The organism is Gordonia sp. CPCC 205333 (assembly GCF_048537885.1).
Lineage (GTDB): Bacteria > Actinomycetota > Actinomycetes > Mycobacteriales > Mycobacteriaceae > Gordonia.
The window spans coordinates 481,682-495,403 of record NZ_JBCLVI010000004.1; the positions used below are offsets into that span (position 1 = coordinate 481,682).

The window sequence follows — 13,722 nt, forward strand, 5'->3', positions numbered from 1 at the left end:
TGGGTTCAGTTCAGGGTTAGAAGGTCTGGATGGTCAGATCGCCGAGATCAGCCGAGGCTGAATGGCTTGCCGTAGAGCGTGGACTGGACAGCACTGCCCTCGCCGTTCACGGTGCCCTCGTCGGTGTTGTAGCCATCGGCTGCCAGGACCTTGACGTAGGAACGCGCCTGCGCGAAACCACCGCAACCCTGCACGTCGATCTCCACACCGGAGAACTGCAGACTCACCAGATTGTTCTTGAAGTCTTTGTCGGTAACTGAGACCTTCTTGATCTCGCCGGGCGACAGGGGCAGGGAAAGCGATGCCCCGATCGACGGAGTAGCCGAGATGGAAATACCCGCATCCAAGCTACCCAGATTCACCTGGCAGCCGACCAAATAACCAACCTCGACGTTGCCGCCGCCCTTGGAAATCTTCGACGTGTAGGTACCCGATACCCGTGCCGAACGACCGGCGCCGTTATGCGCCTCCGACTGCTGCGCGAAGGCGTATTCGCCGGTACGCCAGGTCTGCACGACCTGACCATCGATGCCGGTGACCTTCTTGTAGCCATTGGGCAGCTTTCCGGCTGCGGCCCCACCCGCACCCATGCTGGACAAACCAACTGCGGCGACCGCAGCGACAGCGGCGGCCGCGGCTGCGCGACGCATGCCAAGCTTGCTGATCTTCATTCGTTCCCTCTCACCGGAATGGGCTGCGACCCCAACTTGCGCGAGCCGATATTCACACGTTCGCCCGCAGTCGGCGACTGCGAGCTTGGCCGAAACGTTATCGGGTTAAGAGAATGCTGAGCAACATGAACGCACTTATATAAGAAGATTTAATCTTTCCGATATTTAGTATTTACATGCGAATAGCGAAATATGGAAAGTAAACACCAGGAAAACTCACAGCCCAAAGCATGTTTGCAGGTACATGCGTTATTCGTAATGTGGCGGTCGGTTGGCTTGATACCACTCAACCGGAGCGCCGATGTGACCTTCATCACGATCATCGGCGGTTTGAGACGGCAGGTCATCGCCGAAAATGTCGGCTAGGCGCTGCCGCCTGCGCGAATTCTCACCGAGGGGTTCATTTCGCTGTGATATGTTGCCGGGTTGCTTAGCGTCGCTAATCGAGTCGGGATCGCCCGTATCCCCGCCGCACGTCGGGTCACCCGATTCGGTCAACGGTCGGACTCAGAAGTCGCTAATGGACTCAATGACGTGCCTAGCCAACATCGTCACGGTCGCCATACCGTCGCGGACAGCGGCCCGCGAGTCGGCGAGGTTCACCACCAATGTCTGTCCGGAGATGCCGGCAAGACCCCGTGAAAGGCCCGCGTCAGTAGCACCCGCGGCCAGTCCCGAACTGCGGACCGCCTCTTCGATGCCAGGCAGACGACGATCGAGGAGCGCTTCGGTCGCTTCGGGGGTTACATCCCGTGCTCCGACACCGACACCGCCAACCGAGATCACCAAGTCGACGCCGCCGATGACGGCGGTATTGAGAGCGTTGCGGATTTCCACTTCATCGCCGGAGACGACGACCGTGGCGTCAGCATGGAAGTCGGCCTCCTCCAGCAATTCGACGATCAGCGAGCCGAGTGCGGTATCCCCATCACCGTGTGCCGCGCGGTCGCCGACCACAACGACCAACGCCCGACCGACCTCTGAACCGTCTGGTGCCGACGCGGAGCCACGACGCTGAGCGAACTCGCGCGCGGCCGCGTCGGCGGCATCATCGGCCGCTGCGTCGGGGACGGGAGTGGAAACATCGGGAACCAGGTCAGACATTGCGACAGGCCTTTCGACGACTTATGACGATGAGTTAGATATCTATACAAACAAATGGAAGTCGACGGCCTCTACTTGGCCGGCAGCGTGCCCAGGGTTACCTGGACGGTCTTAGTCTGTCCGCCCGCGGTGTAGGTGACAGGCACGACATCGCCAGGCTCATAAGACCGTACCGCGGCAACAAGCGCGTCTCCCGAGGAAATCGTGCGATCACCGAATTTAGTGATCACCGCTCCGTTGGGAATACCCGCTTTGGCCGCCGCGCCGTTCGCAGTCACCTCGGACACCTGCGCGCCAGCCAACGTGGCATCGGTCGTATCGGAACGAACCGACACCCCAAGGCTCGAATGCTGAGCCTTCCCAGTCTTGATCAACTGGTTGGCAACCTGGATAGCTTGGTCTACCGGAATCGCGAAGCCCAGACCGATGCTGCCCGACCGGGCGGTGCCACTGGAATCGCCGCCACCGGTCGTCGCGATCGCTGTGTTGAGACCAATCAGTGCGCCACGCGCGTTGACCAGCGCACCACCGGAGTTGCCTGGATTGATCGCGGCATCGGTTTGGATGGCGTCGATCACCGAAGTGGTACCGCCGGTCCGCGACGTTGACACCGGACGATTGAGCGAGGAAATAATCCCGGTGGTCACCGTGCCGGCCAGGCCGAGTGGCGAACCGATCGCGATCACGTTCTGCCCGACAGCCAAATTCTTCGACGTCCCGATGCTGATCTTCTGCAAGCCAGACTTGTTCACCTTGATGACTGCGATGTCGGAGATCGCGTCGGTGCCGACCACCGTCGCCTTCGCACGTGAACCATCGTTGAACGCGACGGTCACATTGCTCGCCGGCCGGTCGCCGCCGGCACTCACGACGTGATTGTTGGTCATGATGGTGCCGTTGTCGTCCAGGATCACGCCCGAACCCTCGCCCTCGACATTGCCTTCGCGCACCAGCACCGAAACCACGGTCGGCAACACACTGGCAGCAACGGCCTGAACCGAGCCGGCGGGCGCCTCGACCGGTTTGTTGGACTCGTTGGGATCTCCGCCGAGCGGACCGGAGATCGTCGTCGACGGCGTGTCGTCGTCAATCGCGGAATATGTCGCTGCGCCCGCGCCACCGGCGACGAGCGCGAGTGCTACCGCGCCGACCGCGATTGCCGCCGTGGCGCCACCCTTTCGACGCGGAGCAGGCACCGCAGCCTGTAATGGTGCGGTGCTCTGTTGGCCATATGCGCCATAGGGATTCGATGCCGGGTCGAAGCCCACTGGCGGCTGCGCTCCCGATGGCTGGCCATAGGCCGGCTGCTCGCCGTACTGCGGCCCGCCGGTCGCGTTCCCTTGACCGTACCCCGTGTGTTGGCCATGGCCGGTCGAACCGTAGTCACCACCCTGCCCGTAGCCGAACCGCTGCGGTGCATTCGGTTGAGGGGAATTGGGCTGCGATGGATTCTGTGCGGATGGATTCTGTTGGGGCGAACCAAACGGGTCAGTCCCATAAGGCTGCTGAGGCCCCTGCTGCGATGGCCCCTGCTGCGATGGACCCTGTTGCGGATACGACGGAGGCGGGCCGAAAGGCGATGTCCCCGAACCGAATTGGTCGCCGCCGGACGGTGTCGAATTCGGCGGTGTCGAGCTCGGTGGCGTCACGCTCGGATCCGGCGTCGCCCCCTGACCGTTTTGGTCACCCCCGTAGCTGTACGGGTCGGGGGTCTGATCACCGTTGTCGCGATCATCGCCGGTCATGTGCGCCTTCTTTCATTTCTGCTCAGGGCCTCCTCGTCGAGGCGGCGGTATACGGCTCGTTCGCTGGCCGTCTACGAGAACCACGCGTGGGATAGTCGCTCACTCCGGACAGATTGTGGATTCATCATTACTGACGAACCACTACCGGAGATGGTTCCACGGGAACCGAATGTCCGGGCAAAGTCATCCTAATGAGCGCCCCACCAAGATGAGATTGTGATGCCGAAATGCTGCCGCCGTGTTTCACAATCACTTGACGGACGATTGCCAGCCCCAATCCAGAACCCGGCATCGACCTCGACTGCGTCGAACGATAGAACCGCTCGAAGACCAACTCCCGGTCCTCGGGCGGAATCCCCGGACCGGCGTCGGCGACCGTGAATTCGGCAGTACTCAAATCGATCTGGCGCAAAGTCACCTCAATCGCACGACCACGCGGACTCCACTTCGCGGCGTTGTCGAGCACATTGAGGATCGCTCGGGACAACCCAGCCGGCTCACCGAAGACATACCAGGGTGCGGCGTCGACCCTGAAGTCGACGTCGCTGCGTCGGCGTCGAACACGTTCCAACGACCGCTCGATGACCTCGACCATGTCGACTTCCTCGTGCACCACTTCGGGAGCGTCTTCACGGGCGAGATCAACTAGATCACCGACCAGAGTCGACAACTCCTCGATCTGGGCCAATACATCCGAACGCAACTCGACCATGTCCGCCGCCGGCACCGGCGGTGCGCCCGGCGCGGTCGAGGCCATCAATAGTTCGAGATTGGTCCGCAACGACGTCAACGGGGTACGCAACTCGTGCCCGGCGTCGGCAACCAGTCGCGCCTGTTGGTCGCGCGACTCCCCCAACGCGCGCAACATCGTATTGAAAGACTCTGTGAGGCGGGCCAATTCGTCATTGCCGGTCACCGGCAACGGGGTGAGATCCTGCGTTTTGGCGATCCGCTCGGCCGCCCGAGTCAATCGAGTGACCGGCCGCAGTCCGGCCCGCGAAACAGTGGTGCCGGCCAGCGCGGCGAACGCCACACCGCCGCCACCCACCACCAACAGCACCCAGGCCAATCGTTTAAGCACGCGGTCGGTCTGTAACAGACTCTGGGCAAGAACAAGGGTGTTGCCGTCATCGAGTTTACGAGCCAGTACCCGCTGATTGGCGAGGGTACGCAGGCTCTGGTTGTGCTGGCCGGGCGCATTGACCGAGCGGGCGACCGCCTTCTCGGCATCCTCGAAGGGCACTTCACCGATCAGGTATGTCGCGCCATCTGGACGCACCAACGCCAGAGAGATGTTGGTGGAGAACACCGTTCCCGTTGCCAACGCCTGCGGTCGTTCGGCGAGCATGCCCGACTTGGCCAGCGCTGTCATACCGTCAGCGCGAGACTCGAGCTGTCGGTCCACCTCGTTGTACATCGCGCGATAAACAACGAAATATGCTGCGGCAGCCATCAACCCGACCGAGACAAGCACCACCGTCGCCGACAAGAGGGTGACGCGCATAGTCAGCGACGCTGAGCGAGTCAGCGCCCAGGGCGCGCGCATCTCCTTCTTGACACCATCGTTTCGACGATTGCCGACGGAATGGTTGCGGCGCAATGCCTTCCAGCGCGAGGTATCGCGATCTGTCAACACAGACTTCTCACGGCGGCGTCTCCCGCAACACATACCCGACGCCGCGCACGGTGTGGATCAGGCGCGGCTCGTCGTCGGCTTCGGTCTTGCGGCGCAGGTACCCGACGTATACCTCCAGCGCATTACCCGACGTCGGAAAGTCGTAACCCCACACTTCTTCCAGAATTCGACTGCGAGACAACACGCGGCGCGGATTGGCCATGAGCATCTCCAGCAATGCGAATTCGGTGCGGGTAAGGCTGATCGACCGGTCGCCGCGCGCGACGTCGCGGGTCACCGGGTCAAGTGTGAGGTCGGAGAATTCCAACGCCTCGGAATCCGCATCGTCGTCGGGAGTGGCGCGACGTAGTAGAGCGCGCAGCCTAGCGAGCAATTCCTCCAACGCGAACGGCTTCGGCAGGTAGTCGTCGGCACCCGCATCGAGGCCGGAGACCCGCTCGGACACCGAGTCACGAGCCGTGAGCACCAGGATCGGCAGATCGTCGCCGGCCGACCGTAGTCGACGGCAGACTTCAAGTCCGTCAAGCCTGGGCATCATGACATCGAGGATGAGCAGATCGGGGCGGTCGGCCACGACCTTCTCCAGTGCTTCCAAGCCGTCCGACGCCGTTTCCACGCTGTAGCCATTGAACGCAAGAGATCGACGCAGTGACTCACGTACCGCACGATCGTCGTCGACGACAAGAATCCGCATGACTACAGTCTTATCGCAGTCCGGCTGAGAGACGTGTAAGACTCACTGAGAAAGCCCGATGCCCGGCACCACATCGTGGCACCGGGCATCGAATTTCAGTTATCGCAATGCGTACTTACGGGGTAAGCGGTGCGATGGGACCGCGGGAGACCCGACGCCACGAGTACGCGGTGAACAGAGCCGCGACCGGAATACTGACCAAGCCGCCAATACCGCACAGGATCAATCCAACCGTCGCGATAATCGCCGCCAGCAAGTACGTGATCAGAGTGGTGACGAAATTGTCCTTGACCAGATTGAAGCTGGTCTTGATTCCGTCGATGGCCGACAAATCGCGTTCGACGACTGCCCAGGTGGTGTAGAAGGCGAACAAAGCGACGATAATTCCGCCGATAATGATGATGCTGCCAATCGCCGCCGCGATACCGACCAACAGAGACGCGACGATCACCTGAACAACATTGCGGGGTTTGAAGAACGAGCCGATGTCGACCTGTTGGCCGTCGGCGATCTTCAGCACGCTGTTGATGAAGGCCGAGGCAAAGACACCGACCAGCACCAACACGATCAAGTAGCCGACAATGAGGACGATAAAGCTTGCGGCACCGAGTGTCTTAGCACCTTCGATCGTCATGGTTTCGCCGCTATAAGACGAGGTGTACGAAGTGGTGGAGGTGGTGCCCAGTGCCGCTGCGGCAACCCAGACGATCGCGTAGATGACACCGATGATTACCGCGTACGCGAGCGTTGCGACAATGAGCGGCACCGCATTCTTACTGAATTTGTTCCAGGCCCAACTAAAAGCGTCGCCGACATTAAATTCGACCGGCCCGTTGGCCGGGTATCCGGGCTGACCTGCCGGGTGATATCCGCCGGGTTGCGCCTGATACCCCGGCTGCTGATAACCCTGGCCCTGTTTGGCGAAATCCGGACCGCCTGCTTGCGGAGGCTGATACCCGCCCGGCTGACCCGGCTGGTAACCACCGGGCTGCTGCGGAGGCTGGTAACCACCGGGCTGCTGCGGAGGCTGGTAACCGCCCGGCTGCTGCGGTGGCTGGTATCCACCCGGCTGGGGTTGCCCCGGCTGCTGCGGGGGCTGGTAACCGCCCTGCTGCGGAGGCTGGTAGCCGCCGGGCTGACCCTGTGGGTTCTCGCCGGGGTTGGGTGGCTGCGTCATCGGACTCCTCAATCTTTTCCTAATTCGGTCACTACCGTGCCCAAACTTATCAACTTAGCCGGACAATTGGGAGCTTCTTAGTCATCCATTCACGCGACCAACCGACCAATGTTCACTAATCGCGACCTGCGAAAACTCGTTCCCCCTGCTAACGCTTCAGCAGGACGAATGATTTTGTGCAGCGTGAATGGGATCGCGCGTGTTGTTTCGACGCCGAAGAAAACCTCTGCCGGACGCGAATTCTCAGGCTTTACGCCATCCGGCGGCCTTGACCATGTCGCCGACCCGCGTGAATTTCACCCGAGGGCGTCCCTCGCGCGCTCCCCGAGCACGTTCGGCACGATCGATCGACCGCATACCTCGATAACCGATCACCTTCGCCCGGCGCGAGCGCAGCAGCGCGGCGAACGCACCCGGCTGGGTCACCGGCGGTCGAAGCGAGCCGGCGACGGCGTCGTCGAGAAATTCTTCGACGGTGGTGACGGCGTCGAGCTTGTTGGTTCCGATACCACCGCTTGGACCACGTTTGGCCCAACCGATGACGTATTGCCCTGGCATCACGACACCGTCGGCGTCGAGAAGACGTCCGAGATCGTTGGGGAACACGCCGCGCGTATCGTCGAACGATAGCCCGCCGATCGGAACCGAGCGATAGCCGATGGAGCGGACCACCAAGTCGGTGGCAATGTCATGGGTCGTCGACCCGGTAGCGACCGAAACTCGTTCCACCGCAGCGTCACCCAGGATCTTCTCGGGCGCGGTATGAAACAGGAAAACGATGCGGCGGTTGCTTGGGTCGGCCGGGCCGGAAAGATCGATGTCGGTCGACGCATCGTCGAGTACCACCACATCTACGCCCGGAATCGATTGCAGCGCACGGTATTCCGCATCGGTGTAGGCCGCGGAGTCACTGCCGCGGCGCCCGAGCAGCACCACCTCGTGGACGTTCTGCTCCGCCAAGATGCGCAGGGCGCGATCAGCGATGTCGGTGGTTGCCAACAACTCTGGCGGCGAGACCAGTATCCGCGCGACGTCGAGTGCGACGTTGCCGGTACCGACAATCACCGCTCGACCGGACCCGTCGTGCCGGATCGGTGGTGCCGATGCTCCGGGCACCGCGTTGTACCACGCGACAAGGTCTGTCGCCGACGTCGATCCGGGTAGGTCTTCGCCCGGAATGCCAAGTCGCCGTGACTCACTCGCGCCGACGCAGTAGAAGACAGCGTCGAAATTGTCGGCCAGTTCAGCCGGCGTGATCTGGCCGACGGCGACGTCGGGGCCGACGGTGACGTTAGTCGCCATCGTTACCCGTGGGTCGCGGTAGAGAATGTCGAATGCCTTCATAACATTCTTGGTGCTCGGATGATCCGGCGCCACACCCGCACGGACCAGTCCACCCGGCGTGGGCAGCTTATCGATCACGGTGACCTGCGCCTGAGTGCGATCAAGAATGGTGCGAAGCGCGTACCCGCCCGACGGCCCCGTCCCCACAATGGCAACCCGCATACCAGCCGGCAACTTCGGCAAGGTCGGATAAACAACGTCGTTCCAGCCGGACTTCACATCGTCGTTCTCCTTGTAATAGGAGGCGTTGATGTCGATGAAGACCTTGTCGCGAGTCCCCAACCGATCAGCCGGATAGATGGCGTCAACCGGGCATGCGTCGGCGCATGCCCCACAGTCGATACACGCCTGCGGGTCGATATGCAGGATGTCGGAGCTGCCGAATCCGCGCTCCTCCGGCGTCGGATGGATGCAGTTGACCGGGCATACCGCCACACATGCCGCATCGCTGCAGCATGACTGGGTAATGACAAACATCAGAGCATATTCACTTTGCGGTAGATACGCGCTGCGGGCTTGGTCAGCAGGCCAGCCTCGTCGAGAAATTCCATCAGATGAGCGCAACCACCGCGGACCATCGAGGCGAAATGCTCGTTGTTCTTGGCCTCCCGACGTGCACGCTCGACGTCGAGACCGGCGTCGGCGTAGGCCTGCGGACGCACCAAGCTGGAGAAGATGAAGGCTGCCGCCGAGGCGATATAGAAGGCACTCCACTGACGACGGATCTTGCCAACCGTCTGCATGGAGTCGCGGACCTCTTCGCGTGCGAACTTCATATGACGCGATTCTTCGAGGACGTGGATCTCGTTGATCTCGCGGATGAACGGCAGAACCCGCTCGTCGCGCATACAACCGCGCTGGAAGACGTCGAGAATCTCCTCGGCAACCAAGATGCCCGCGTAGGCGACCTCGTCTTTGGCCGTCCGCATGAACACCTTGCCCAGGCGGCCGACCTTCTTCGACGGCCGGTACGACTTGCCGACCATCTTCGCCGAGGCCTTGGCAAACATGATGGAGTGGCGGCACTCGTCGGCAACCTCGGTCAGCGCGAACTGAAACTCGGGGTCGTGGTAATCGCCGAGATACTGGTCCCGAATCACCATCTCCTGCAGGATCATCTCGAACCAGATGCCGATATTCATGATCGACGCGAACTCGTGACGAGTCAGCGCGATTTGCTGTTCGGTGGTCATCTCGTTCCAGTAGTCGGTGCCGTACAGCGTCGACCATTCCGGGCTGCAGCCGTACTGCGCCGGATCCATCGGAAGGCTCCAGTCGATCTCGGTCATCGCATTGCGCGATAGCCGCGCAGCGGATGCCAGCAGACGTTCAGAGACCTCGTTCGCGCCGGTGTCGCGGGTGCTGACGTCAGCGCCTACGCTGGCGGCACTTTCGGGGGATACGGTGGCAGTCACTCGAATCGACCTCCTAGTAGTGTTTACCCCGTTCACCGGGCTAAACTATGTGACAACGTTCGATGGTATGACAACGAATATTGTCACGATAGCATCGAGCTGCCGCAAGGTAAACGACTTCGACGTACTGAATTGGAACAGATTCCAGTTCACCCCCGTGTATGCGACCACAATAGAAAAGAGGGCTACCTCACATGCCATCGATCTTCATCTCCGGCGGCGCTGCCGGCATCGGCCTCGCAACGGCACAACGATTCGCGAGCGAAGGCTGGACCGTCGGCGTCTACGACGTCGACCAGAAGGCGCTCGACGCCGTGAAGGCCGACAATCCTGAATTCGTCGTGGGCACCCTCGACGTCCGAGACGAAAAGCAGTGGGAACAGGCGTTGGCCGACTTCACCTCGCATACCGACGGCAAACTCGACGTCCTAGACAACAATGCGGGAATCCTGGTCGCCGGACCACTCAACGAGATCTCGGCCGACGCCATCAAACGTCAGATCGACATCGACGTTCTGGGGGTCACCCTCGGCGCGCAAGTCGCCTTCCCCTATCTGCGCGACACCGAAGGCTCCCACCTGGTCAATATCGCGTCGGCGTCGGCTATCTACGGTCAGCCCGACATCGCCACCTATAGTGCGGCCAAGTTCTACGTGGCGGGTCTGACCGAAGCACTTGAACTGGAATGGGAACCGCACGACATCCGCGTCGTCGGGATCTGGCCGCTCTGGGCCAAGACCGCGCTGGCCGACAACGATGCCAAGTCCACCAAGACGCTCGGTGTTCGAATCACCCCTGAGCAGGTTGCCGAGCGCATCTGGGAGTCGGTACATCCCAACCAGAGCGACAAACTGATCCACCGCACGCATTACTCGGTCGGCATCCAGACGACGCTGCTCAACAACGCGAGCAAATTCGTGCCGAATTTCGTGTCGCGACAAGTGAATAAGCTCATCGCCCAGTAGTCCCGGTCGCCGTCAGACCGTTGAACCGCCCGGGAAAATCGTCCGAATAACACCTCGCCGAGGGCATATTGCCCTAGGTGACGAAGTATTCGGACGATTTTCCCGGCCGACGGGGCGGCGGCGCGCTATCTCTCCAGTCGACCGAGTAGTTCGCGGAGCGTGGCCAAGTCGTCAGAACTGAACTCTTGCAATGCTTTTGGCGCAGGATCGGGAACGGCATGGGCACGTTCGACGACCTGTCGGCCAGCGTCGGTAATCGACACCAGTTTGCAACGACGGTCGCCCGGGTCGACATCGCGCATCACCATGCCGCGCGCTTCGAGTTCATTGATCGCGACGGTGGTGGCGGGCTGATCGAGCGCCGACGCATGGGCCAATTCCTTGAGCGTCATCGCGCCGGCACGATTGAGTCGCTTCAACACCCGAATTCGACTGAACGCCACCCCGGTATGCTCGGCAACCGCACGACGCCAGCCATCCCGATCGTCAATCGCGATGCGTACCAATAGGTTCCACACTTCATCGGCTGATCCCGTCACGTCAGACATTCGCCGGCTCCTTTGTCTCGTCGAGCAGGTCTGCCACCGATTGGCGCGAGCGCTCGGCCACCGCCCCGGTCGCGGCGACGCCGAGCACAGCCACTATCGCAGCCAAACCCGTCACCGTCCACCACAGGCCAGCGCCCGACAGTTGCCCGCATAGCGCCACGCCGAAGGTTATTCCGACCTGGCGGCTCGATGATGCGACGGCCGCCGCGGCACCCGCCTGGTCAACCGGCATGCCACTGACCGCCGAATTCGTAATCGGAGCGTTGAGCAGACCGAATCCGATACCGAAGACCGCGAAGATGACCGCCAGCGCCAAGAGCGACGTCGTCGCCCCGACGACGGTGAGGCACCCGGCCGCGACTGTCATCAGCGTGCCACCACCGACCAACGACGGTCGTGCACCGAACTTTCCGACCAATCGACCCGATAGCGGAGAGAACACCAGCACCGCGAGCGCCATCGGCAGGAACATCGCGCCGGCCTGCACCGCCGAGAGTCCGCGGATCCCCTGCAGGTAGATCGACATCGTGAACAGGAATGCGCCGAACCCTGCGAACGCACAGACCGCGGTAAGCGTCGCGGCCGAGAACGGCACACTTCGAAAGAACCGCAGATCGAGGAACGGCGAACGGGATCGGCGCTCGTGTACGACGAAGACCACACCCGAGATCACGCTGACAATGACGAGTAGTGGCAACCTCTCAATGAGTGCGAAGACCAGAGTGAACATCGTGACGATGGCGAGAAGTTGCCCGATCGGATCGAAATGGCGCGAGCGCGCTGCCTTGGATTCGGGCACCACCAAGAATGTCCCGACAAGTGCGACCGCAACGATAGGCAGGTTGATCCAGAAGACCGACTGCCACCCAAGCGAATGAATCAAAAACCCGCCGACGATCGGGCCGATCGCCGTCGACACCCCCACCACCGAACCCCACACACCGATCGCCCTGGCTCGCTCGACGCGGCCGGTGAAAGTCGCGGTGATAATCGACATCGCGACCGGATTGAGCATCGAACCACCAATAGCCTGCAAAAACCGCGCGGCGATCAGGATCCCGATCGTCGGCGCCAAGCTGCAGAGCAGCGAACCTACCGCGAAAATCACCAGACCGATACGGAAGACCCGACGCCGACCGAACCGGTCGGCCATTGCCCCGGAAACCATAAGCAGACTGGCCAATGTCAACGTGTAGACGTCGACGACCCACTGCAGATTCGACAGTGGCGCACCAAGGTCGGCACGAATGTCGGGCAGCGCGACGTTGACGATGGTGATGTCCATTGACGAGATCAACAGACTCAGACTGCAGGTGAGCAGCACTAACACCTTTACGGCGCGGCGTCAGCGCGGAAATGCTTGTATTCACACAAGAATTGTAGAGTCACAATTAATTTCCTGGCAAGCACGAAAAACAAAACCCCCACCTCCGCGATGGAGGTGGGGGTCAGTTAAGTGCGACTAGCGGCGATCGAGATCGACCAGACCGAGCTGAGCAGCCTTGACCAAGCGACGCGGGATGCGCTGAGCAACGCCGTTCACCTTGGTCTCTTGCAATGCCGGGTTGTCCGCCTTCCACTGCGAACGACGGCTGCGGGAGTTAGCCCGCGACATCCGGCGCTTGGGTACAGCCATGATTAAGCCCTTCTCATAAATGCAGGTTCCGTGCAGGTATACCGTGCGAGTCTTGGTGTGCGTACACCAGCAGACCCCGGTCGGGAGCGGCATACAACCAGTCAAGACTACCGAACAGTGCGGCTTCGTCCAAAACCAACGGTCAGGACGATGCGTCCGCAGCGAGTCCGATCACCACGAGGACAACGAACAAGGCGATGAAGGCGACGCATATCCAGCCCATGATGATCCCCGCGAGCGCCATGCCCGCACCATCCTGGGCACCGTTGGACTCGTCGATCTCCTTCTTGGCGATATGGCCCAGAATGACGCCCGGGATGCCAAGGACTCCGCAACTGACGAGAAGCCCCAAGATACTCAAGATCATCGCGGCCACCGCTTTACCATTGGTCGCGCGAGGGGTATAGCCGTAACCCGGATATCCCGCGTAGGGGGCGCCATACGGCTGCTGCACGGGGTAAGCGGGCTGAGCCGGGTAGGTGGGATAGGCCGGTTGCGCCGAGTAATCCGGATAGCTCGGCTGGCTAGCGGCACCAGGCGCGATATACGGCGCGGCGGGCTGCTGGTAGTCGGGTGTCGCTGTCGGCTCCGGCGTAGGCACGGGCGCGAAGTCGTCGGCGGGCGGCTGTTTGTTGAGATCCAGCTTTGAGATGTCACGCAGCTGGGTCTGGTCGTAGGCGCCGGGCTCTTCCGACGGCCCGGGTTTGGACATATCGGGTCCGGTCATGACTTCATACCTTTCACTCGTTCCACTGCGAGGTCGGTTGTCTGCCGGACGCGGCAACAC

Annotated in this window: 12 protein-coding genes and 1 pseudogene; 1 reads left to right on the top strand and 12 read right to left on the bottom strand. The window is 61.6% G+C overall.

Going from position 1 to position 13,722, the window contains the following annotated elements; all coding sequences use genetic code 11:
• Positions 1–47 precede the first annotated feature (47 nt).
• The 8 genes from AAFP29_RS16800 to AAFP29_RS16835 form a co-directional block, all read right to left on the bottom strand.
• The gene (locus AAFP29_RS16800) at positions 48–671 is read right to left on the bottom strand and encodes an MspA family porin (RefSeq protein WP_419218533.1); all 624 of its coding nucleotides are present in this window, start codon (positions 669–671) and stop codon (positions 48–50) included.
• A 507-nt stretch (positions 672–1,178) separates the two neighbouring features.
• On the bottom strand, positions 1,179–1,775 hold the full coding sequence (locus AAFP29_RS16805) for a MogA/MoaB family molybdenum cofactor biosynthesis protein (RefSeq protein WP_419218534.1): 597 nt from the start codon (positions 1,773–1,775) through the stop codon (positions 1,179–1,181).
• Positions 1,776–1,846: 71 nt separating this feature from the next.
• The gene (locus AAFP29_RS16810) at positions 1,847–3,520 is read right to left on the bottom strand and encodes a trypsin-like peptidase domain-containing protein (protein ID WP_419218535.1); all 1,674 of its coding nucleotides are present in this window, start codon (positions 3,518–3,520) and stop codon (positions 1,847–1,849) included.
• A gap of 127 nt (positions 3,521–3,647) precedes the next feature.
• Complete coding sequence (locus AAFP29_RS16815) at positions 3,648–5,066, bottom strand: ATP-binding protein (protein WP_419218763.1); 1,419 nt, start codon at positions 5,064–5,066, stop codon at positions 3,648–3,650.
• A gap of 97 nt (positions 5,067–5,163) precedes the next feature.
• Complete coding sequence (locus AAFP29_RS16820) at positions 5,164–5,850, bottom strand: response regulator transcription factor (protein ID WP_419218536.1); 687 nt, start codon at positions 5,848–5,850, stop codon at positions 5,164–5,166.
• Positions 5,851–5,965: 115 nt separating this feature from the next.
• A complete protein-coding gene (locus AAFP29_RS16825; RefSeq protein ID WP_419218537.1) occupies positions 5,966–7,027 on the bottom strand; it encodes a hypothetical protein in 1,062 nt (353 codons plus the stop codon).
• Between the two features lie 243 nt (positions 7,028–7,270).
• Positions 7,271–8,848 carry an FAD-dependent oxidoreductase gene (locus AAFP29_RS16830; RefSeq protein ID WP_419218538.1) on the bottom strand — a complete coding sequence of 526 codons (1,578 nt, stop codon included), beginning with the start codon at positions 8,846–8,848 and terminating at the stop codon, positions 7,271–7,273.
• Positions 8,848–9,786 (bottom strand): AurF N-oxygenase family protein, encoded by a 939-nt coding sequence (locus tag AAFP29_RS16835; RefSeq protein ID WP_419218539.1) that lies wholly within the window; start codon positions 9,784–9,786, stop codon positions 8,848–8,850. Before AAFP29_RS16835 ends, AAFP29_RS16830 begins: the two co-directional genes overlap by 1 nt.
• A gap of 194 nt (positions 9,787–9,980) precedes the next feature.
• On the opposite strand from AAFP29_RS16835, the gene AAFP29_RS16840 reads away from it, so the two are divergent.
• Positions 9,981–10,751, top strand: coding sequence for an SDR family oxidoreductase (locus AAFP29_RS16840; protein ID WP_419218540.1), 771 nt, complete (start codon positions 9,981–9,983; stop codon positions 10,749–10,751).
• Between the two features lie 125 nt (positions 10,752–10,876).
• Here the strand turns inward: AAFP29_RS16840 and AAFP29_RS16845 are convergent, their stop codons facing one another.
• The 4 genes and pseudogenes from AAFP29_RS16845 to AAFP29_RS16860 all read right to left on the bottom strand — a co-directional run bounded on the left by AAFP29_RS16845 (position 10,877) and on the right by AAFP29_RS16860 (position 13,662).
• A complete protein-coding gene (locus AAFP29_RS16845) occupies positions 10,877–11,299 on the bottom strand; it encodes a MarR family winged helix-turn-helix transcriptional regulator (protein ID WP_419218541.1) in 423 nt (140 codons plus the stop codon).
• A pseudogene (locus tag AAFP29_RS16850) lies at positions 11,292–12,669 on the bottom strand (MFS transporter). Before AAFP29_RS16850 ends, AAFP29_RS16845 begins: the two are co-directional and overlap by 8 nt.
• A gap of 92 nt (positions 12,670–12,761) precedes the next feature.
• Positions 12,762–12,935, bottom strand: a complete 174-nt coding sequence (gene rpmF, locus AAFP29_RS16855) for a 50S ribosomal protein L32 (protein WP_007316437.1) — start codon at positions 12,933–12,935, stop codon at positions 12,762–12,764.
• 142 nt (positions 12,936–13,077) lie between these two features.
• A complete protein-coding gene (locus tag AAFP29_RS16860; RefSeq protein ID WP_419218542.1) occupies positions 13,078–13,662 on the bottom strand; it encodes a DUF4190 domain-containing protein in 585 nt (194 codons plus the stop codon).
• Between the last annotated feature and the right edge of the window lie 60 nt (positions 13,663–13,722).

Bases quoted from the DNA above. Each gene is read 5' to 3' on its own strand.
- AAFP29_RS16800 (WP_419218533.1), bottom strand. From the start codon at position 671: ATGAAGATCAGCAAGCTTGGCATGCGTCGCGCAGCCGCGGCCGCCGCT.
- rpmF (WP_007316437.1), bottom strand. From the start codon at position 12,935: ATGGCTGTACCCAAGCGCCGGATGTCGCGGGCTAACTCCCGCAGCCGT.
- AAFP29_RS16860 (WP_419218542.1), bottom strand. From the start codon at position 13,662: ATGACCGGACCCGATATGTCCAAACCCGGGCCGTCGGAAGAGCCCGGC.
- AAFP29_RS16840 (WP_419218540.1), top strand. From the start codon at position 9,981: ATGCCATCGATCTTCATCTCCGGCGGCGCTGCCGGCATCGGCCTCGCA.
- AAFP29_RS16805 (WP_419218534.1), bottom strand. From the start codon at position 1,775: ATGTCTGACCTGGTTCCCGATGTTTCCACTCCCGTCCCCGACGCAGCG.
- AAFP29_RS16830 (WP_419218538.1), bottom strand. From the start codon at position 8,848: ATGTTTGTCATTACCCAGTCATGCTGCAGCGATGCGGCATGTGTGGCG.
- AAFP29_RS16815 (WP_419218763.1), bottom strand. From the start codon at position 5,066: ATGCGCGCGCCCTGGGCGCTGACTCGCTCAGCGTCGCTGACTATGCGC.
- AAFP29_RS16825 (WP_419218537.1), bottom strand. From the start codon at position 7,027: ATGACGCAGCCACCCAACCCCGGCGAGAACCCACAGGGTCAGCCCGGC.
- AAFP29_RS16820 (WP_419218536.1), bottom strand. From the start codon at position 5,850: ATGCGGATTCTTGTCGTCGACGACGATCGTGCGGTACGTGAGTCACTG.
- AAFP29_RS16845 (WP_419218541.1), bottom strand. From the start codon at position 11,299: ATGTCTGACGTGACGGGATCAGCCGATGAAGTGTGGAACCTATTGGTA.
- AAFP29_RS16810 (WP_419218535.1), bottom strand. From the start codon at position 3,520: ATGACCGGCGATGATCGCGACAACGGTGATCAGACCCCCGACCCGTAC.